Below are 17,815 nucleotides of genomic sequence, written 5' to 3' on the forward strand. Positions count from 1 at the left end.
ATCGCCCAAACACTACGCCGCCTTGCGCACCCAAACCTTATTGTCATGGAAAGCTGCGCCGCCATATGGCGCGGGGGCGTCGGCGCCAGTCAGCACATTGATGCCTTCGCCGCGTTCATGCGCGCTGTTAGGCCAGATGCCCTCGGCGATCACCACCCCGCGCCTTATGCCGTCGAACAATTTCACATGCAGCACGACTTCGCCGCGCTGATTGCCGATCTCCACCCTGTCGCCTTCTGCCAATCCGAGCGCTGACGCGTCTTGCGAATGAACCAGCAATTCCGGTCGACCCTCGCGCTTCGCGGAAGTCGGCGTTTCCGTAAATGTCGAGTTGAGGAACGAGCGTGCTGGTGAGGTCGACAGCCGGAACGGATGCGCTTCATCGACGACCTCGATCAAATCAACATGGTCGGGAAATTCCGGCAATTGGTCCGCCGGTCCACATATACCGATGCTTTTGGGCGGACGGTTCGGGCTGGGCTGACCTGTCCAATCAGGTTTGAAGCGGAATTTTCCATCCCGATGACCAAACCCGCCGAGGAAGTGCGCTGTCTCGAAATCCGGCTGCAAATCCGCCCAGCGCTCCTGCCTGAAGCCATCGAAGGTGCCGAGCCCCCTCCGTTCGAGCATGATCTCAATGTGCTCGCGCTCCGTCATGCCAAATCCAGGCATGTGCGCCACACCCAGCCGTTTGGCCAATTCCTCGATCACATAATGATTTGCGCGCGGGCCAACCGGCGGATCGATCAGCTTTGGCCCGAGCGTGATGTGCTGGTTGCCGCCGCCCTTGTAAATATCGTCGTGCTCCAGAAACATTGTTGCGGGCAGCACGACATCGGCCAGCTTCGCCGTATCCGTCATGAATTGCTCGTGCACGCAGGTGAAAAGATCGTCGCGCAGAAAACCCTGCTTCACCAGTCGCTGCTCCGGCGCAACATTTGCCGGGTTTGTGTTCTGGATCAGCATCGCCGTAACCGGCGGCCCGCCATTCAGCGCGCTTTCGTCACCCACCAGCACCGGCCCGATGCGTGACTGGTCGAGATGCCGGATCGAAGGATCGACGAGCCGCGTTCCCTGCACGGTTTCGGTGTTGAGTTTCAACACGCCGGAATTGGAATGAAACGCGCCGCCGCCCTCATATTGCCAGGCACCCGTCACCATTGGAATCGACAGCGCCGCGTGCATGTTCACCGCGCCGTTGCGCTGTCGCGCAAAGCCATATCCCAGCCGGAAAAACGTCCGCCTGGTCGTGCCGACAAGCCGCGCAAACGCCTCGATTTCTTCGACCGAAAGCCCGGTTATCGCTGCCGCCCATTCCGGCGTGCGGTTTTGCAAATGCGCTTCCAGTCCCACCGGATCGTCCGCAAACCGCGCCAGATATTCGCGGTCAGCCAGCCCGTCGCGGAACAGCACATGCATTACCGCGCAGGCCAGCGCGCCGTCTGTACCGGGCTTGAGCACCAGCCCCATATCAGCCTGCTTCATCGTCGCATTGTCGTAAATGTCGATGACAACGATCTTCGCGCCGCGCTCTTTTCGCGCGCGCACCGCATGAGTCATCACGTTGACCTGTGTGACCACCGCGTTGGTGCCCCAGATCACGACGCAATCAGATTTCGCCATTTCGCGCGGGTCGGCGCCTCGCAATGAGCCTGTTCCGGCAACCCACCCCGTCCATGCGAGATTCGTGCATATCGTACCGAAAAAGCCGGAATACTTTTTGGCGTGCCGCAGCCGGTCGATGCCATCGCGTTGCACCAGCCCCATCGTGCCCGCATAGAAATAGGGCCACACCGTTTCGCTGCCGAGCCGCGCTTCCGCTTCGATGAATTTTTCGGCCACAAGGTCGAGCGCCGCTTCCCAGCTTGCCTCTTTCCAGTTGCCGTCGCCCTTGGCTCCGGCGCGTACCAGCGGCTTCAGCAGGCGGTCAGGATGGTGGACGCGCTCCGAATATCTCGCAACCTTGGCGCAAATCACACCAGCGGTGTAGCTGTTTTCCTTGGCTCCGTGCACGCGCCCGATGCGATCCGGGCCGAGCAGTTCCACGTCGAGTGCGCAAGTTGAAGGGCAATCATGCGGACAGGCCGAATGACCTATCTTCACCTTGGCTTGCTGAATGCTGGAGTGCTGGTTCATGCGAGCCCTTTTACACGGTGTGCGCCATAACAGATAGGGGCAGCGTCGCGCGAAACTTTACCCAGATAGCGCTCATCCGCCTGCCTCAAGGGGAAAGAAAGCTTTGCTTGTATTTGACCCGCCACCAAATTATTTTTATTCCGCGATCCCTTCCTCATACTCTGCTGAAAGCGACAGCCAGCGCTCTTCGTTTGTCTCGAGCTGCGCGGTCAATTGAGAGCGCTCTTTCGCCAGTCGGGTCGCGCCCACCGGGTCCTTTTCATACAGCGCGGGATTTGCCAGATCATCTTCAATCGCGTCGATCCGCTTGCGCAGGCGTTCCATCAGCCCTTCCGTCGCGCGAATTTCCTTGGCGAGCGGTTCCAGCGTCTGACGTCGCGCCGCAGCTTCGCGACGACGATCGGCCTTTGAAGCCTTGTCGGTTTCGCGCCGCTCTTTCCGGTCTGCTGCAACGCCGGTCACTTCGGTGCGGTAGTCAGACAAATCGCCATCATAAACGTGTACCGAACCGTTCTTGACCAGCCACAGCCGGTCTACGGTCGCCTCGATCAAATGGCGGTCGTGCGAAATCAGGATCACCGCTCCCGGAAAATCATTGAGCGCCAGCGCCAGCGCTTCGCGGCTGTCGATATCCAGATGGTTCGTCGGTTCGTCGAGAATGAACAGGTTCGGCCCATCGAACGCCGACAGGCCCATCAATAGCCGCGCCTTTTCTCCGCCAGACAGATCCTTCGCGGGCGTGTTCATCTTTTCTGTCGCCAGCCCGAACTGTGCCACCCGCGCCCGAACCTTGGGCTCCGGCGCATCCGGCATCATGCGCCGCACATGCTCGTATGCGTTTTCCTCCGGCCTCAAATCGTCAAGCTGATGCTGCGCGAAGATCGACACTTTCAGCCCCGGCGCGACGGTTATCGTGCCTGCGTCCGGCTTCAATCGTCCTGCCAGCAGTTTGGCAAACGTGGATTTGCCGTTGCCATTCGCGCCGAGCAGCGCAATCCGGTCGTCAGCATCGATGCGCAGCGACATGTTTTTCAGGATTGGCTGGCCGGGCGTGTAGCCTACCGACACCTTGTCCATCGCGATAATGGGCGATGCCACGGCCTTGACCGGCTCGGGGAAGCTGAAGGCCGCAACCGTGTCGTCCATGACCGCCGCGATTGTCTCCATCTTCTCCAGCGCCTTGATGCGCGACTGCGCCTGTCTGGCCTTGGAAGCCTTGGCGCGAAACCGATCCACGAAGGATTGCAGATGCTTGCGCCGCGCCTCCTGCTTCACTCGGCTCTTTTCCTGCAGCACCATTTTTTCAGCGCGCTGGCGCTCAAACTGATCATAGCCGCCGCGCCAGAAGGTCAGCTTTTTCTGGTCGAGATGCACAATCGAATCCACCGCGCGGTTCAGCAAATCGCGGTCGTGGCTAATCAGCAGCACCGTATGCGGATAGCGGCTTACATAGTTCTCAAGCCACAGCGTTCCTTCAAGGTCGAGATAGTTGGTCGGCTCGTCCAGCAGCAACAAGTCCGGCTGTGAAAACAGCACCGCTGCCAGTGCAACGCGCATTCGCCAACCGCCCGAAAACGACGATGCAGGCCGTCGCTGCGCATCCTCATCAAAGCCCAGTCCTGCCAGAATCGTCGCGGCGCGCGATTCCGCGGAATGAGCGTCGATATCGGCAAGCCGGGTATGGATTTCCGCTATACGATGCGGATCGGTCGCCGTGCGCTCTTCGTCCAAAAGCGCCGCGCGCTCCTTGTCGGCTTTCAACACAATCTCGATCAGTGATTCCTCGGTGCCCGGCGCTTCTTGCGCAACCTGCCCGATGCGCGTGTTTTTGGGCATGGAGATGGAGCCGGTTTCAGCACCCAGATCACCCGTTATCGCGCGAAAAAGCGTGGTCTTGCCAGTGCCATTGCGGCCAACAAGTCCGGCTTTGGTTCCGCTTGGCAGCGTTACAGAGGCGTGGTCGATAAGCAGCCGACCAGCAATGCGCAGGGAAAGATCGTCGATGATGAGCATGGCGCGCTTTTGCACGCTCGCCGGGGTGACTGCAAGCCGTCAGGCGAATTCGCGTCCTTCTTCAGTCCGCTGGAAATAAACCAGATCGAGCGTCACAGACGGCTTGCCAAGAACGGTCAACACCGCATGCGCCTGCCCGCGATGGTGTGTCTGGTGGTTGAAGAAGTGATCCAGCGCCGGAGCCAGCCGTTGTGAAATCGTGCGCAGGTCTGTCACTGTCATATACGTAAAGCGGCCCACCAGCGCGCGGTCGCTTTGTGAGTCGATCCATTGGATTATGCGTTTATCCTCGGCCTCTCTGATCGCGCGCAACTTTGCCAGATCGCGGCTCGTAATATGATCCAGCGACGCCGGCGCATCGCCGCCATTCGTGAATCTTTTCATCCAGATACGGTCGGCAGCTACCAGATGGTTTAAAGTACCCATTATCGACTTGAAGAATACGCCGACGTCGCGCTCGAACTCCTCGGCGGTCAGTTCGGCCGCAGCGTCATAAATCCGCATATTGGCCCATTGATTATAGGCTGCGAACATTCTGAAATGCTGTTTCATAAAACTGCCCTTGTGCTGCGCTAGCGCCATTAACCGGATCGGAGAACCGTGCCCATGACGATTGTTCTATACGAGTTGGTCGGTGCCGATGAAAAGCGGCCATTTAGCCCGCATGTCTGGAAAACAGTCATGTCCCTGGCACACAAGGGCCTTCCGTGGAGGTCTGCACCAACCCGGTTCATCGAGGTGCCGCAGATCGAAGGCGGCGTGTCGAAGACCATTCCGGTCATCCGCGACGGCGACAAGATCGTCGCGGATTCCTTCGCCATCGCGCTTTATCTGGAAGAAACCTACCCGGACCGCCCCTCGCTGTTTCGCGGCAAGGGTGGCGAGGCGATGGCCCGTTTCATTGAGCGCTGGTCCCAGACACAGCTTCACCCGTTCCTCGGGTCGGCTGCGCTGATGGATATCTATGAGATGCAGGATGGCGCGAACAAACCCTATTTCCGCGAAAGCCGGGAGAAGCGCTACGGCAAGTCGCTGGAGGCGGTATCCGCCGACCGCGACGCCCATCTCGATGCGTTCCGCAAGCGGCTCGAACCGCTGCGTGACATGCTGAACTACCAGCCTTTCATCGGCGGCCAGACCCCATTTTATCCTGATTATATCGTGTTCAGCGCGTTCCAGTGGGTCCGCGTCTCGTCGCCCTATGCCTTCCTCGCAGACAATGATCCGTTGTGGGATTGGGTCAATCGCTGCCTGGACCTGCACGAAGGCGTAGCGCGAAAAACGCCGACTGCCGCCTGACACTTGGCAAGCTGGAATGCTGCCTGTATAGAGCCGCCACTTTTCCCCTTCACTCAAAGGATAAATCATGGCGATTGAACGCACGTTTTCCATGATCAAGCCGGACGCAACCAAGCGTAACCTCACCGGCGCGATCACCAAGATGCTCGAAGATGCCGGCCTGCGCGTCGTGGCCTCCCGCCGCGTGTGGATGAGCCGCCGCGAAGCCGAAGGCTTCTACGCTGTTCACAAGGAACGCCCCTTCTTCGACGAGCTGTGCGAATTCATGTCGTCTGGCCCGACGGTCGTTCAGGTTCTGGAAGGCGAAAACGCCATTGCGAAGAACCGCGAAGTCATGGGCGCAACCAATCCGGCAAACGCTGACGCTGGCACCATCCGCAAGGTTCACGCCCTATCGATTGGCGAGAACTCGGTTCACGGTTCCGACGCGCCGGAAACCGCTGCTCAGGAAATCAAGTATTGGTTCTCCGACACGGAAGTCGTCGGCTGATAAAATGAGTCCGGCTTGCGTCGGAAGCCATTGAACCAATTGTAAAAGGCCAGCTTCGCGCTGGCCTTTCTCATTTCACCACGGCCTCGCTATATAGCATCATCATGCTCGGGCTTGTCCCGAGCATCTACGAACCGTCGCGTTTTAATTTTGATCGATGCAGATCCTAGGGACAAGCCCTAGGATGACGAGGGGAGAGGTGGCGTTTCATGATGCCAGCGCGAATTGGCGCGTTTCATTTCGTCCACCGCCTCACTACTCAGCGCCTCCCCACCCACTGCCGTCATGCTCGGGCCTGTCCCGAGCATCTACGAACCGTCGCGTTTTAATTTTGATCGATGCAGATCCTGGGGACAAGCCCTGGGATGGCGAGGGGAGAGGTGGCGTTTCATGATGCCAGCGCGAATTGACGCGTTTCATTTCGCCCACCGCCTCACTACTCAGCGCCTCCCCACCCATTGCCGTCATGCTCGGGCTTGTCCCGAACATCTACGAACCGTCGCGATTTAATTTTGATCGATGCAGATCCTGGGGACAAGCCCTAGGATGACGAGGGGAGAGGTGGCGTTTCATGATGCCGGCGCGAATTGGCGCGTTTCATTTCGCCCATCGCCGTGCGGCGTCTTCGTCGGAATCCTTGGCCTCGACCCAATCGCCTTGGGAGCCATCCGCGTTGTGTTCCTTCTTCCAGAAGGGCGCGCGGGACTTGAGATAATCCATCAGAAACGATGCGGCTTCAAACGCCGCCTGCCGGTGCGTCGAGGCCGCAACCACAAGCACGATGTTTTCGCCGGGCTTGATCCGCCCATAGCGGTGGATCGCTGTCAGTCCCGTCAGCGGCCAGCGATTCATGGCCTCGTTCGCAATGCGAGCAATCTCAGCTTTCGCCATGCCCGGATAATGCTCCAGTTCCAGCGCGGCGAGAATGCCGCCTTCGTCACGGCAAAGTCCGGTGAAGGTAACGACCGCCCCCACACCCGGTCGACCATTCGTCAGCGCGGCCACTTCCGCGGCCAGATCAAAATCGTCCGGCTGGATTCGAACTGTCGGCTTGAGCGACAAGGATCACCCGCCTGTCATTGGCGGAAACAGCGCGATCTCCCGCGCGCCCGCAATTGGCTCACGGTGATCGACGTGCTCTTCATTGATCGCGACGCGGATCACCTTGGGGTGCTGCAGCGCGTGCGCATAGCCATCGCCCTGCCCTTGCAGCCATTGCAACAGGTCGGCAACCGTCTTCACATCGGCGGGAAGCTCAAGCTCTTCCTCGCGCTTGCCGATGCGCTCACGAACCCATGCGAAGTAAACGATCTTTGTCATTCGTCGATAATATGCTTCAGGCCCGCGCGGAAATAGTCATATCCCGTATACAGCGTGATGAGAGCGGCAATCCATAGCAGAATGATACCCGTTTCGGTCGAATAGGGAATGATCTTGTCCAGCGCAGGCGCAGCGAGCAACACCGCAATCGCCACCATCTGGATCGTCGTTTTCCACTTCGCCAATCGCGTCACCGGCACGCTAACCTTGAGGTCGGCCAGATATTCGCGCAGGCCGGAAACGAGAATTTCGCGGCACAGGATGATGATCGCAGCCCAAAGCGACCAGCCCGCGATGGTGCGGTCCGTATCCGCCGCCAGCAGCAGCAAGCACGTCGCCACCAGCAGTTTGTCGGCAATCGGGTCCAGCATCCGCCCGATATTCGATGTTTGCTGCCAGGCGCGGGCAAAATAGCCGTCGAAATAATCCGTCACGCTTGCCAGCACGAAAATCGCCAGCGCCGACCAGCGCGCGAAATCGCTGGATTGCAGCCTGCCCTCCAGAAAAAAGCACAACACCACCAGCGGCACGGCGAGGATCCGCAGATAGGTGAGCATATTGGGAAGGTTGAATGCGCGAGATGCCATGATGGCCTATTTCTTTTCCTGAACAAGCGAGGTTGCTAGACAAATCAGATTGATGCGCCATCGGTCAAGTTTGCTGAGCCACAAGACGGCGCTACCCCTCATCCGCCTGCCAAGCCGCTGCCCCTCCGCTGCGGACATACCCCCCAATCCGCTGCCGGTGCCTTCTCGCTTGAGGGAGAAGGTGGCGGCAGCCGGATGAGGGGTAAATAACTGCGCAACCGAGGCGTTTTTTCGTCCGACCTATTTCTCGTGAAAATGATTGTACACAACTCGGGCGACGGCCTCGGAAATACCATCCACCGCCATCAGGTCATCCATCGCGGCGCGCCCGACAGCTTTTGCCGTTCCGAAATGCAGCAACAATGCGCGCTTGCGCGTCGGCCCAATTCCCGCAATTTCGTCCAGCGGGTTGCGGATCATTTCCTTTTTGCGCCGCGCGCGGTGCGAACCAATCGCAAAGCGGTGCGCTTCATCGCGCATACGCTGCACGAAATAGAGCACCGGATCGCGCACCGGGAGCGAAAACGAATCACGCCCGCGCACGAAAAACCGTTCGCGCCCGGCGTCGCGATCCTGCCCCTTGGCGACACCAATCGCGACGACACGATCTTCAATGCCGAGATCGGCGAGGATCGCGCGCACGGCGGTCATTTGCCCCTGCCCGCCATCGATCAAAATCACATCTGGCCAAGCCGGAAAATCGCTGCCGTTTTCAACCTCGCCGCCCTCGGCATGTTCCTTCAACAGTCGCGAGAATCGCCGCTCCATCACCTCGCGCATCATTCCGAAATCGTCGCCGGGCGTAATGTCCGTCGAACGAATATTGAATTTGCGGTACTGGTTTTTGACGAAGCCCTCCGGCCCTGCAACGATCATCGCACCAACGGCATTTGTGCCCATAATGTGCGAGTTGTCGTAAACTTCGATCCGAACCGGCGGCTTTTCCAACCCGAATGTGGTTGCAAATCCATCCAGCAGCCGCGCCTGCGTTGAAGTCTCGGCCAGCCGCCTGCCCAGCGCCTCGCGCGCGTTCTGCAAGGCGTGATCTACCAGATCCCTTTTCTCGCCACGCTGCGGCACGCTGATCGAAACCTTGCGCCCTGCCCGCGTTGAAAAAGCTTCGGCGAGCAATTCCTGCTCATCCACAATCCCGGAAAGCAGGATCGCGCGCGGAATGAGCTTGTCGTCGTAAAACTGCGACAGGAACGAGCCGAGCACCTCGCCAGCTTCCAGCGCCGGGTCAGCCTTCGGAAAATAGGCGCGGTTGCCCCAGTTCTGGCCCGTGCGGAAGAAAAACACCTGAATGCAGGTCTGCCCGCCCTCCTGATGGATTGCAAACACGTCCGCTTCCTCGATGCCCTGCGGATTGATGCCTTGATGGCTCTGCACATGAGACAGCGCGGCAAGCCGGTCGCGATAGATCGCGGCGCGCTCGAAATCCAGATCGTCCGATGCCTCCTGCATTTGCGCGGAAATTTCTTCCTTCACCGAAAGACTTCGGCCAGAGAGAAAATCCTTCGCCTCCTTCACGAGTTCGGCATAGCCCTCGTGCGAGATCTCGCCTGTGCATGGGCCGGAGCAGCGCTTGATCTGATAAAGCAGACAGGGCCGCGTGCGGTTCTCATAAAAGCTGTCCGTGCAGCTTCGAATGAGAAACGCTCGCTGCAGCGAGTTGATCGTGCGCCCCACCGCCTGCGCCGAAGCGAACGGCCCGAAATATTCGCCCTTCTTCGAGCGCGCGCCCCGATGCTTGAAAATGCCCGGCGAGGTGTGGTCGGTAATCAAAATATACGGAAACGACTTGTCGTCCCGCATCAGAACGTTGAAGCGCGGGCGCAGCCGCTTGATGAGGTTGGCTTCAAGCAGCAGCGCTTCGATTTCCGTACGCGTGACGACGAATTCCATCGTCGCCGTTTCGCGCACCATCCGCCCGATGCGATTTGTATGGAAACGCCCCTGCGCATAGGCCGTGACGCGCTTTTTCAGGCTGCGCGCCTTGCCGACGTAAAGCACATCGCCTGCCGCGTTCATCATGCGATAAACGCCGGGAGCGTTCGGCAAGCGCTTCACCAATGTCTGGATTAAATCCGCGCCCGCCTTGCCTGCCGCATCGCCGGGGTCTGCGGTCCAGTCGATAGCCGTGAATGATGGCTCCGCGCCCGTCGGGAGAGACTCGACCTCCGGCGCCTCGTCTTCATCATCGAAGTCGAGGTCGGGCATGTCTGGCGCTGTGTTTTTGCCCGGACTCATTTCCAACTGTCTTTCATGACAAGCAAATCGGCCAATTTCGGCTTGGTTTCAACTGTCCTGATGCACCCTCCTGCCAATATGGCACGGTGGCTCATCTCGATCTTTCACCCCTCATCCGCCTAAAAATCAGGAACAAGTGCCCTTACCCTAGACAGCCGCTGCGGCATCGGCAAAACAATGCCGCATGAGCAATTCGGCCAGAAGACCTGTCTGCCTTGTAACCGGCGGTGCGCGACGCATCGGTCGGGCGATCCTGAAAGAACTCTCAACCGATTTTGATTTGGCCATCCATGCCAATCAATCTCGAGACGAAGCGGACTCTCTCGCCCACGAACTCTCATCTGCTGGCGCCAGAACAGGCGTGTTCCTCGCAGACTTTTCGAACCCTGATTCTGCGGACGAAATGGTCGAATCCGTCGCTGCGCATTTTGGCCGCCTCGATCTGGTGATCAACTCGGCATCCACGTTCGAATATGATTCACCTTCCGAATTTTCCGCTGACACCATGCAGCGCATTTTGGCGGTGAACCTCGTTGCGCAGATGGTGGTGGCGCGCGCTTTCGGCAAGGTCGGCACTCCTGACGCGACCCTCATCAATATATTGGACAACAAGGTTTTTGCGCCAAACCCGGACTTTTTCAGCTACAGCCTTGCGAAATTCGCCATGAAAAGCGCGATTGACATGCTCGCCCTGCACTATCGCGGCAAGATGCGTGTATGCGGTATTGCGCCTGGTGTAACGCTGCGCAGCGGCGATCAGACCGACGAGAACTTCGAGAAAAGCTGGCAATATTCATTGACTGGCACCGGCTCGACGCCAGAGCAAATTGCCCGCACCGCTCGCTTTATCTGGGAAACCAAAGCAATCAATGCCGACACCATCGTGCTTGACGGCGGCCAGCGCCTTCTGTCGATGGAGCGCGACGTAGCTTTCGTGGTGAAATGAACATGCCTGCAATTCGCAAGACAATCATAGTACGCGATCTGGAATTGCTGCTCTCAATCGGCGTTCATGATCATGAGAAAACCGCGCCTCAACGGCTGCTCATATCGGTCGAAGCCACGCTTGATGGCTCCAAAGATGAAGGCGATCTTCTAGGTGGCACGTTGGATTATGACACCATTCGCCATTTCGCGAAGCAATTGGAACATGGTGCGCACCATGAACTGCAGGAAACCATCGCCCGGCGCATATTGGATTTTGTGCTGTCGAATCCAGAGGTTATGCACGTCGTGGTCGAAACTGCAAAACCGGATATATTCGATGATTGTGCCTTTGTGGGCGTGCGTCTAGAAGGCGATCGTTAAAATTCAAGGTAAATTGAACGTAAATCGGCATCTCGATTTCATTAATGATTTCAATATGTTGCAGTTTCGCAACGTCACGTTTCCGCCGTTTTCTCGCCAGCGAATGACCCTTATTTCGTTCTGGTGAGGCCGCATTTAGCGCCCAGATAGGGAACTGTGTGGCACGCCGGTCGTTTCCCTCCCAAGGCAGATCGGATGCCCAACGCAAAATAGATTTGCGTCTTTGGCAAGGAGTAAAGTTATGTCAGCCAATCTTAAGTTCGCGCGCCCGCTTGCGCTCGCCAGTGTAATCGCGCTGCTTGGTGCGGCGCCTGTGTTCGCCGCCGACGCCATTGAGCAGGCGCCAGAGCCAGCAGTTCCCATGGAACAGCCGCCGCTCGCTACCTGGACCGGGCCTTATGCCGGTATCCAGCTTGGCTACGGCTTTTCCGGCCGCGTGAAGGAGCCGGGCAATACCGTTGATACTGATGGCTTTGTCGGCGGTGCGTTCGGCGGTTATCAGGCAGAACTCGGCAACGGCCTCGTTGCCGGTGTTGAAGGTGACGTCGGTTACTCGAACATCAAGGGCGACAATGCCGGAACCGAAGCGAAGTCGGGTGTTGACGGTTCGTTGCGCGCTCGTCTCGGTTACGCTGTGACCCCGGACATCCTGCCCTACATCACCGGTGGTGGTGCTGCGCAGAGCCTGAAGGTTACGGAAGGCGGCGTAAGCGACCGCAACACCATGCTTGGCTGGACCGCCGGCGCCGGTGTTGACGTCAAGGTCACCGAGAACATGTTTGTTCGCGGCGAGTATCGCTACACTGATTTCGGCAATGAAGATTTCACAACCGGAAGTGGCACTCGTTCGGTCGACAGCAAGGATAATCGGGTCAGCCTCGGCGTCGGTTTCAAGTTCTAAGATCTAGGGGTTGTCAGTCCCAAGATCGAAAAAACCGGGCTTAAAAAGCCCGGTTTTTTTTGCAAAATCGAATTTATACGGCCGTATTTTTCACGCTTTCGGGGTTTTTGCGGCAAGATCAGGCCACTTTTCGTCGAAACGAACGGCCCACCTCTTCAATTTTCCCCTTCCCTTCTCCCATTTTCCGGCAAAACGGATGTCCAGATACGCGATCAAGGAACGAACCGCGATCTGCCCGACGGAGATGGATTTCGGCAGTTTTGGCGGGTTTGTGTTCAGTGCGTCCAGCCCACGAAGCGCCTTCTCCCACTGACGATCGACCCAAGGTTGGTGAACCTTCTCTTCGGGGCGCATCCGCCGCTCATAAACGATCGTCAAAAGGCAATCGCAAATGCCATCGGCCAGCGCCTCCAGCGTCTCGGCTTCCAGTCGTTTGGCTGCGTTGCGCGGGAAAATCTTGTTTCCGCTCAATCGGTTAAGGTACTGCGTGATAACCCTGCTGTCGTAAACCGTCACGCCATCTTCCGTGATTAGCGTGGGGATCTTGCCGAGCGGATTGGCATCGATCAACAACGATGGATCAGCGCTGGTGTCCACAACCTGCGTTTCCAGCGCGATGCCCGCCAACTCGGCCGCCATGCGAACTTTGGCGCTATAGGGCGATGTCGGTCCATAGAGAAGTTTTGGCATATATTTCAGTCCTTTAGATCAATTTCCGCCGGGGCGCGGTACTTGCAAATTGTTCGCGCGGCAGGCCGTTCGTTCCAGCTCGCCGCAGGTTCGGAATTTCAAATCCCTCGTCATGCAGATGCGGACTTCGCGCAAGAGATTTTTTCCGCAAGCAACCGAAATTCCATCCTCCGGCAGTCCCGGATTGGCTGACATGAATGCGCGCTCAATGTCCTGGGCGCCCTCTTGGTCATCCTGTCTAACGTTTTGAAACTGCTCGGGAATTGACAGATTTCCATAGGCTGTTCGTACGGCGCCGAAGTAGTCCCGCTGGCTCAGGCCAGAACAAGAACCATGCATTCGCCACTCGTGCCCAACGAGACTGCCGGACGGCATAATATCCCGCATGGCATTCACAATCCAATCCGGCACGCGCCGCTGACTCGTGTAGCATTCGCGCGGATAGCCATGTTCATATTGCGGCCACAGGCCGTGCACGATGAACCCATAAGGCCGGTTGGTGGAGCATTGCTGGCTGTTGGCGTCGTCGCCCTCCTCTGCACAGAAGCTTGGCGACCAACTCAGCGAAAGAACGTAGAAATCAAAATCGCCAGCGCGGCGCTGATCAAACGCAAGCGACGGAAAACAAAGGGCAATCACCGCCAGGGCAGCAATTGCTGCGCGATTCAGGAAGGCCATCGAAATCAGCGCAGAACGCGGCAGCGACCGTTGTAAACGAACCAGCGATCAAAGCCCGAAACGCAGAATTCGACGTTCGAGCCATGCGTTTCGTTCGCCAGTCCAAACCCGGCGGCAAGCGTCGCGAAACCCATTTTTTCTTCGATCAAATACCAGATGTCGCGCTGATGGCCGTCTGAAAGTACGACTGTCGCGCCGCAATAGCGGCGTGCAATCGGGCTATCCTCATAGGCCGGTTCGTAGCGGTGTTCATGGATATTGTTGAATTCAAGGATCGACACATTCGGCAAATGCGGAACATGCGTAACTTGATAGTGGAAGCGCGACTTTATGCGGCCGAGAACGCCGCTATTTCCGCATGCACCACTATAGTCCGAAGGACCACTATAGATTGCATCCGCGCTCATTGACGGTGTTGCGATGCTCATTGGCGCCAGCGTCAAAATCCCCGCAATCAGGCTGTTTACGATCCGGCGCATGGCCTTCTCCCTACAATCTACGATTGCGCGCACAATGCGTAAGGTGAGGCGTTCGGTCAAGCGCCGGTTTCGGGACCGGCCAACCAGACCGCGTCCCATGATGCCCCTTTTTGCTCGCCGAGCAGCCGGGCGAGAGCCGGAAGGATGAGTCGCATTTCTTCTTCAAGCACGAAGGGTGGATTGATGATGGTCATGCCGCAGCCATCGAGCGTAGGCACCGCGCCGCCTTCCCGGATCATCAGGCTGAGGTCGAGGATCTTCGGGATTCCGCTTTCGCGCAGCGCATCGCGATAGGCGGCAACAGCCTTGCGATCCTTGATCGCATACCAGAGCGCCTGAACGCCGCCCGGCCACCGGCGATGGGCCTTGATAGCGCCGTCCACCAGTCGGTCAAATTCGCCGGGAAGCTCAAACGGTGGATCGACCAGAATCAGCCCGCGCTTTTCCTTTGGCGGCACATGCGCACCCAAGGACAACCAACCGTCCAGATGAATTGTGCGGACTTGAACATCGCCCGCAAATAATTGTTTTAGCTGCTCAAAATCCTGCGGATGCAGTTCAATCGCAGTCAGGCGATCCGTACGGCGAAGCAGATGGCGGGTGATCCACGGCGAACCGGGATAGAGGGTTTTGCCAAGATTTCGCGCCGCGCCAACAGCCTCAAGATAGGGTGCCAAAAGCGCGGCGACGGGATCCGGCAGCGATGCATTTTCGAGCCGCGCGATGCCCGCTTCCCACTCACCGGTTCGTGCGGATTGCTCGGCGGAAAGATCATAGATCCCTGCCCCGGCATGAGTATCGATGACCCGAAACGCCTTATCCTTGCGCTTCAAATATTCAAGGATGCGCGCAAGCGTGACGTGCTTCATCACGTCTGCAAAATTGCCCGCGTGGAAGGAATGCCGGTAATTCATCGAGCTTATGCGTTTCCGCCCCGCCCCCAACGCGGCGCTGGCGGCTGGCTGTTCGGATTTTCGCGCTTGCGCCTGCTGCTCAAAATAAGCCCGACGACACCAAGGCCGACGAGGACAAAACCGGCGGGTTGCGCGCGCGGGTCCACGCTGCCAGCGTTTGCGCGCAATACCAGTTCAACCTTGCTGTAATTCACGCCCTCGGCGTCGCCGGGACCTATCTTGAACGAATAATCAGCGTTCTGGACCGGCGTTATAAGACCCGCATCACCTCTGAACACCGATTGCGTAGACTGGGGGCTTTGCTCGCGCTGCACCGATTTTGAAAAGGAAAGCGTGTCCGCGAGAACAGTTTTGCCGCCGGTCGAGGCGGTGAGCGTGAGAACCGCTATGCCGCCGGAAAAATTGGCAGGCCCGCGACTGGTGAGGTCTACCAGCGCCCGAACCGGATCATCTGCGGATGAAAGCCGAACCGTGACCGGCTGAAAGCCGCCAGGCTGCTGGAAAACGGTCATTGAGCCGAGTTCCCGCCCGCTGAAATTGTTCATGTACCACGGGTAGCCTCCGGCAAGAGCGGCACCGGCGATCAGGAGAAGAAGAGAGATAAAGCGCATTTGCGTCTGATGTTCGGTTGAGAGGCGCGCGTCAAGCCTTGCGTTCCCAGCGGCGATCCTCCGTCTGCTGCCAATACGTAACGGCGTGCCCCTGCTCCTTCAACTCGCGCCAATGGCTGCGCGCTGCTGCAAGCTGGGCCTTGTCATGCCCGTCGAACAAAAGGACGCCGCGTTCATAAGAGCCGAGATCCGGCGGGGGCGCGCCATCGACCAGAAACCTGATCTGCGCGGAGTTGTCGTTTTCCGGCCCGGTGGTGAGGAGAATCGGCTGCTCGCCCGCATTGGGTTCGGAATCCAATCCGTGGGCGAGGAAAGAATCGTCGCGAAACGTCCATAACACCGTGTCGATGGCGTTGCGGCGCTCTTCGCTCGAAGTCTGCACGACAGCGCGCCACCCGCGCGACACGCTGCGCTCAAGCAAGCCCGGAAGAGCATCTTCCAGCGTCGAAACAGTGAGGTGATAGAAGAGAACTTCCGTCACGCGCCCTCGCAGTTGTCTCGCACGAAGCGATCCAGAAGGCGCACGCCAAAGCCTGTTCCCCACGACTGATTGATCTCGCTCGCGGGCGCGGACATAGCGGTGCCCGCAATATCAAGATGTGCCCAAGGCGTGTCTTTCACGAAGCGCTGCAGGAATTGCGCTGCTGAAACGGCACCGCCATACCGGCCGCCGATATTCTTCATGTCGGCATTCTTGGAGTTGATCAGCTTGTCGTAATCATCGCCCAGCGGCATTCGCCACAGGCGCTCATGCGTGGAAAGGCCAGCGGCTATAAGTTGTTGAGAAAGCTCATCATCATTGCTGAACAGGCCGGCGTGGAACTGGCCGAGCGACACCATGATCGCGCCGGTCAGGGTAGCAAGATCGATCATCAGACGCGGCTGGAAACGCTGCTGGCAATACCAAAGCACGTCCGCCAGAACGAGCCTGCCTTCGGCATCGGTATTCAAAACTTCGATGGTCTGGCCCGACATTGATTTCACAATGTCGCCGGGGCGCTGGGCATTGCCATCGACCATGTTTTCGACAATGCCGATGATGCCCACGACATTCGCCTTCGCCTTGCGGCCGGCGATGGCGCGCATCGCACCAATGACCGCAGCCGCGCCGCCCATGTCGCCCTTCATGTCCTCCATGCCGGAGGCGGTTTTCATGGAATTGCCGCCCGTATCGAAGACCACGCCCTTGCCGATCAAGGCGACAGGCTGCTCTTTGGGCTTGCCGCCATTCCAACGCATGACGACCACGCGCGGCGGGCGGGAAGAACCTTGTGCAACACCGAGCAGAGCGCCCATGCCGAGCTTCTTCATCTCCCGTTCGGTCAAAACATCCACCGTAAGGCCGAATGATTCCAGTGCTTTAGCCGCAGCGGCAAATTCTATCGGGCCCAGCGTATTGGCCGGTTCGTTGACCAGATCGCGCGCCAACCAAACACCTTCGACAACGTTCTGAATATTCGCAAATGCGCGCTTTGCAGCGGCTGGATCGGCGCAGGCGATTGTTACGCGCAGCCCACCGCCGGCGCTCGAATCCTCATCTTCATTGTTGCGCGTTTTGTATTTGTCGAAACGATAGCTGCGCAGAAGAATGCCAGCGCCGATTGCCGCCGCCTGTGCAGGCTCCACGGCCCTGCCGCTCAGCTCTGCAATGATGGCGACATCGCCGCGCCCGCGGAATGCCGCGGCGGCAGCGCCGCCAAGGCGCAACCATGAATATTCGTTGAGGGTATCGGCCTTGCCCACGCCAAGCGCAGTCAGCCTGTCCAGCGATGCGCTTTCCGGGGCGAGCAGCTCCGATGCCGCGCCAAAACTGCCCTTGAAACCGCTGATCGGAAAGCTGCGAGCAAGTTGACCAGCCGGATCGCAGAGCAACCCGGTGGGCGAAAGCGCCAAATCATCTGCCAGCAACAGAATCACCGAACCTTTTTTTGGCGCAGAAAGCTTGGTGAATGTGATAGTCGGCTTGGCTGTCATGATGATCTCGTTACAGATTTTTCGGCGGGTTTGCCGGAGATTTCTTCCGATTCCAAGCTTTTGCAAGCCGAAAGGCTCGCTATTCGCTCATTTGCGGGAAAGTCTGCCCTCCATCGTTATTCTGTCAATAATCTGCTAACCATGTCTATTCGGCTTTTGTAAGCC

General features: G+C 58.3%; 19 protein-coding genes. 5 read left to right on the forward strand and 14 right to left on the reverse strand.

Annotated elements, in window-relative coordinates:
• Nucleotides 1-12: 12 nt before the first annotated feature.
• From DY251_RS02975 to DY251_RS02985, 3 genes are all read right to left on the reverse strand, one after another.
• Complete coding sequence (locus DY251_RS02975; protein ID WP_116622375.1) at nt 13-2,136, reverse strand: molybdopterin oxidoreductase family protein; 2,124 nt, start codon at nt 2,134-2,136, stop codon at nt 13-15.
• 135 nt (nt 2,137-2,271) lie between these two features.
• Nucleotides 2,272-4,149, reverse strand: a complete 1,878-nt coding sequence (locus tag DY251_RS02980; RefSeq protein WP_116622466.1) for an ABC-F family ATP-binding cassette domain-containing protein — start codon at nt 4,147-4,149, stop codon at nt 2,272-2,274.
• A gap of 39 nt (nt 4,150-4,188) precedes the next feature.
• The gene (locus DY251_RS02985) at nt 4,189-4,701 is read right to left on the reverse strand and encodes a DinB family protein (protein WP_116622467.1); all 513 of its coding nucleotides are present in this window, start codon (nt 4,699-4,701) and stop codon (nt 4,189-4,191) included.
• 54 nt (nt 4,702-4,755) lie between these two features.
• On the opposite strand from DY251_RS02985, the gene DY251_RS02990 reads away from it, so the two are divergent.
• Nucleotides 4,756-5,448, forward strand: coding sequence for a glutathione S-transferase family protein (locus tag DY251_RS02990; RefSeq protein ID WP_116622376.1), 693 nt, complete (start codon nt 4,756-4,758; stop codon nt 5,446-5,448).
• 67 nt (nt 5,449-5,515) lie between these two features.
• Complete coding sequence (gene ndk, locus DY251_RS02995) at nt 5,516-5,938, forward strand: nucleoside-diphosphate kinase (protein WP_116622377.1); 423 nt, start codon at nt 5,516-5,518, stop codon at nt 5,936-5,938.
• Nucleotides 5,939-6,535: 597 nt separating this feature from the next.
• On the opposite strand, the gene DY251_RS21560 is transcribed toward ndk, so the two are convergent.
• From DY251_RS21560 to uvrC, 4 genes are all read right to left on the reverse strand, one after another.
• On the reverse strand, nt 6,536-7,000 hold the full coding sequence (locus DY251_RS21560; protein ID WP_137113474.1) for a molybdenum cofactor biosynthesis protein MoaE: 465 nt from the start codon (nt 6,998-7,000) through the stop codon (nt 6,536-6,538).
• 3 nt (nt 7,001-7,003) lie between these two features.
• On the reverse strand, nt 7,004-7,258 hold the full coding sequence (moaD, locus tag DY251_RS21565; protein ID WP_137113473.1) for a molybdopterin converting factor subunit 1: 255 nt from the start codon (nt 7,256-7,258) through the stop codon (nt 7,004-7,006).
• Nucleotides 7,255-7,845, reverse strand: coding sequence for a CDP-diacylglycerol--glycerol-3-phosphate 3-phosphatidyltransferase (gene pgsA / locus DY251_RS03005; protein WP_116622378.1), 591 nt, complete (start codon nt 7,843-7,845; stop codon nt 7,255-7,257). The genes moaD and pgsA overlap by 4 nt, the downstream gene beginning before the upstream one ends.
• Before the next feature lie 240 nt (nt 7,846-8,085).
• Nucleotides 8,086-10,095 (reverse strand): excinuclease ABC subunit UvrC, encoded by a 2,010-nt coding sequence (gene uvrC / locus DY251_RS03010; RefSeq protein WP_116622379.1) that lies wholly within the window; start codon nt 10,093-10,095, stop codon nt 8,086-8,088.
• Between the two features lie 184 nt (nt 10,096-10,279).
• Between uvrC and DY251_RS03015 the strand changes: the two genes are divergently transcribed.
• The 3 genes from DY251_RS03015 (at nt 10,280) to DY251_RS03025 (ending at nt 12,304) form a co-directional block, all read left to right on the forward strand.
• Entirely contained in the window at nt 10,280-11,041 is a 762-nt protein-coding gene (locus tag DY251_RS03015; protein ID WP_116622380.1) for an SDR family NAD(P)-dependent oxidoreductase, read from the forward strand.
• Nucleotides 11,042-11,043: 2 nt separating this feature from the next.
• A complete protein-coding gene (locus tag DY251_RS03020; protein ID WP_158553212.1) occupies nt 11,044-11,403 on the forward strand; it encodes a dihydroneopterin aldolase in 360 nt (119 codons plus the stop codon).
• A gap of 241 nt (nt 11,404-11,644) precedes the next feature.
• On the forward strand, nt 11,645-12,304 hold the full coding sequence (locus tag DY251_RS03025; protein WP_116622382.1) for an outer membrane protein: 660 nt from the start codon (nt 11,645-11,647) through the stop codon (nt 12,302-12,304).
• A 90-nt stretch (nt 12,305-12,394) separates the two neighbouring features.
• Here DY251_RS03025 and DY251_RS03030 read toward each other — a convergent pair whose 3' ends face one another.
• The 7 genes from DY251_RS03030 to DY251_RS03060 are packed head-to-tail and all read right to left on the reverse strand — an operon-like array spanning nt 12,395 to nt 17,650.
• Nucleotides 12,395-12,994 carry a glutathione S-transferase family protein gene (locus tag DY251_RS03030; RefSeq protein WP_116622383.1) on the reverse strand — a complete coding sequence of 200 codons (600 nt, stop codon included), beginning with the start codon at nt 12,992-12,994 and terminating at the stop codon, nt 12,395-12,397.
• A gap of 18 nt (nt 12,995-13,012) precedes the next feature.
• Nucleotides 13,013-13,663, reverse strand: coding sequence for a ribonuclease T2 family protein (locus tag DY251_RS03035; RefSeq protein WP_425373274.1), 651 nt, complete (start codon nt 13,661-13,663; stop codon nt 13,013-13,015).
• A 14-nt stretch (nt 13,664-13,677) separates the two neighbouring features.
• The gene (locus DY251_RS03040) at nt 13,678-14,151 is read right to left on the reverse strand and encodes a hypothetical protein (protein WP_116622385.1); all 474 of its coding nucleotides are present in this window, start codon (nt 14,149-14,151) and stop codon (nt 13,678-13,680) included.
• A 56-nt stretch (nt 14,152-14,207) separates the two neighbouring features.
• On the reverse strand, nt 14,208-15,065 hold the full coding sequence (locus DY251_RS03045; RefSeq protein WP_116622386.1) for a 23S rRNA (adenine(2030)-N(6))-methyltransferase RlmJ: 858 nt from the start codon (nt 15,063-15,065) through the stop codon (nt 14,208-14,210).
• A gap of 5 nt (nt 15,066-15,070) precedes the next feature.
• Nucleotides 15,071-15,676, reverse strand: coding sequence for a hypothetical protein (locus DY251_RS03050; protein WP_116622387.1), 606 nt, complete (start codon nt 15,674-15,676; stop codon nt 15,071-15,073).
• Between the two features lie 31 nt (nt 15,677-15,707).
• Nucleotides 15,708-16,157 (reverse strand): DNA polymerase III subunit chi, encoded by a 450-nt coding sequence (locus tag DY251_RS03055; protein WP_116622388.1) that lies wholly within the window; start codon nt 16,155-16,157, stop codon nt 15,708-15,710.
• Nucleotides 16,154-17,650 carry a leucyl aminopeptidase gene (locus DY251_RS03060; RefSeq protein WP_116622389.1) on the reverse strand — a complete coding sequence of 499 codons (1,497 nt, stop codon included), beginning with the start codon at nt 17,648-17,650 and terminating at the stop codon, nt 16,154-16,156. Before DY251_RS03060 ends, DY251_RS03055 begins: the two co-directional genes overlap by 4 nt.
• Between the last annotated feature and the right edge of the window lie 165 nt (nt 17,651-17,815).

Origin of the sequence: Mesorhizobium denitrificans, from assembly GCF_003403035.1 — a bacterium.
Lineage (GTDB): Bacteria > Pseudomonadota > Alphaproteobacteria > Rhizobiales > Rhizobiaceae > Mesorhizobium_G > Mesorhizobium_G denitrificans.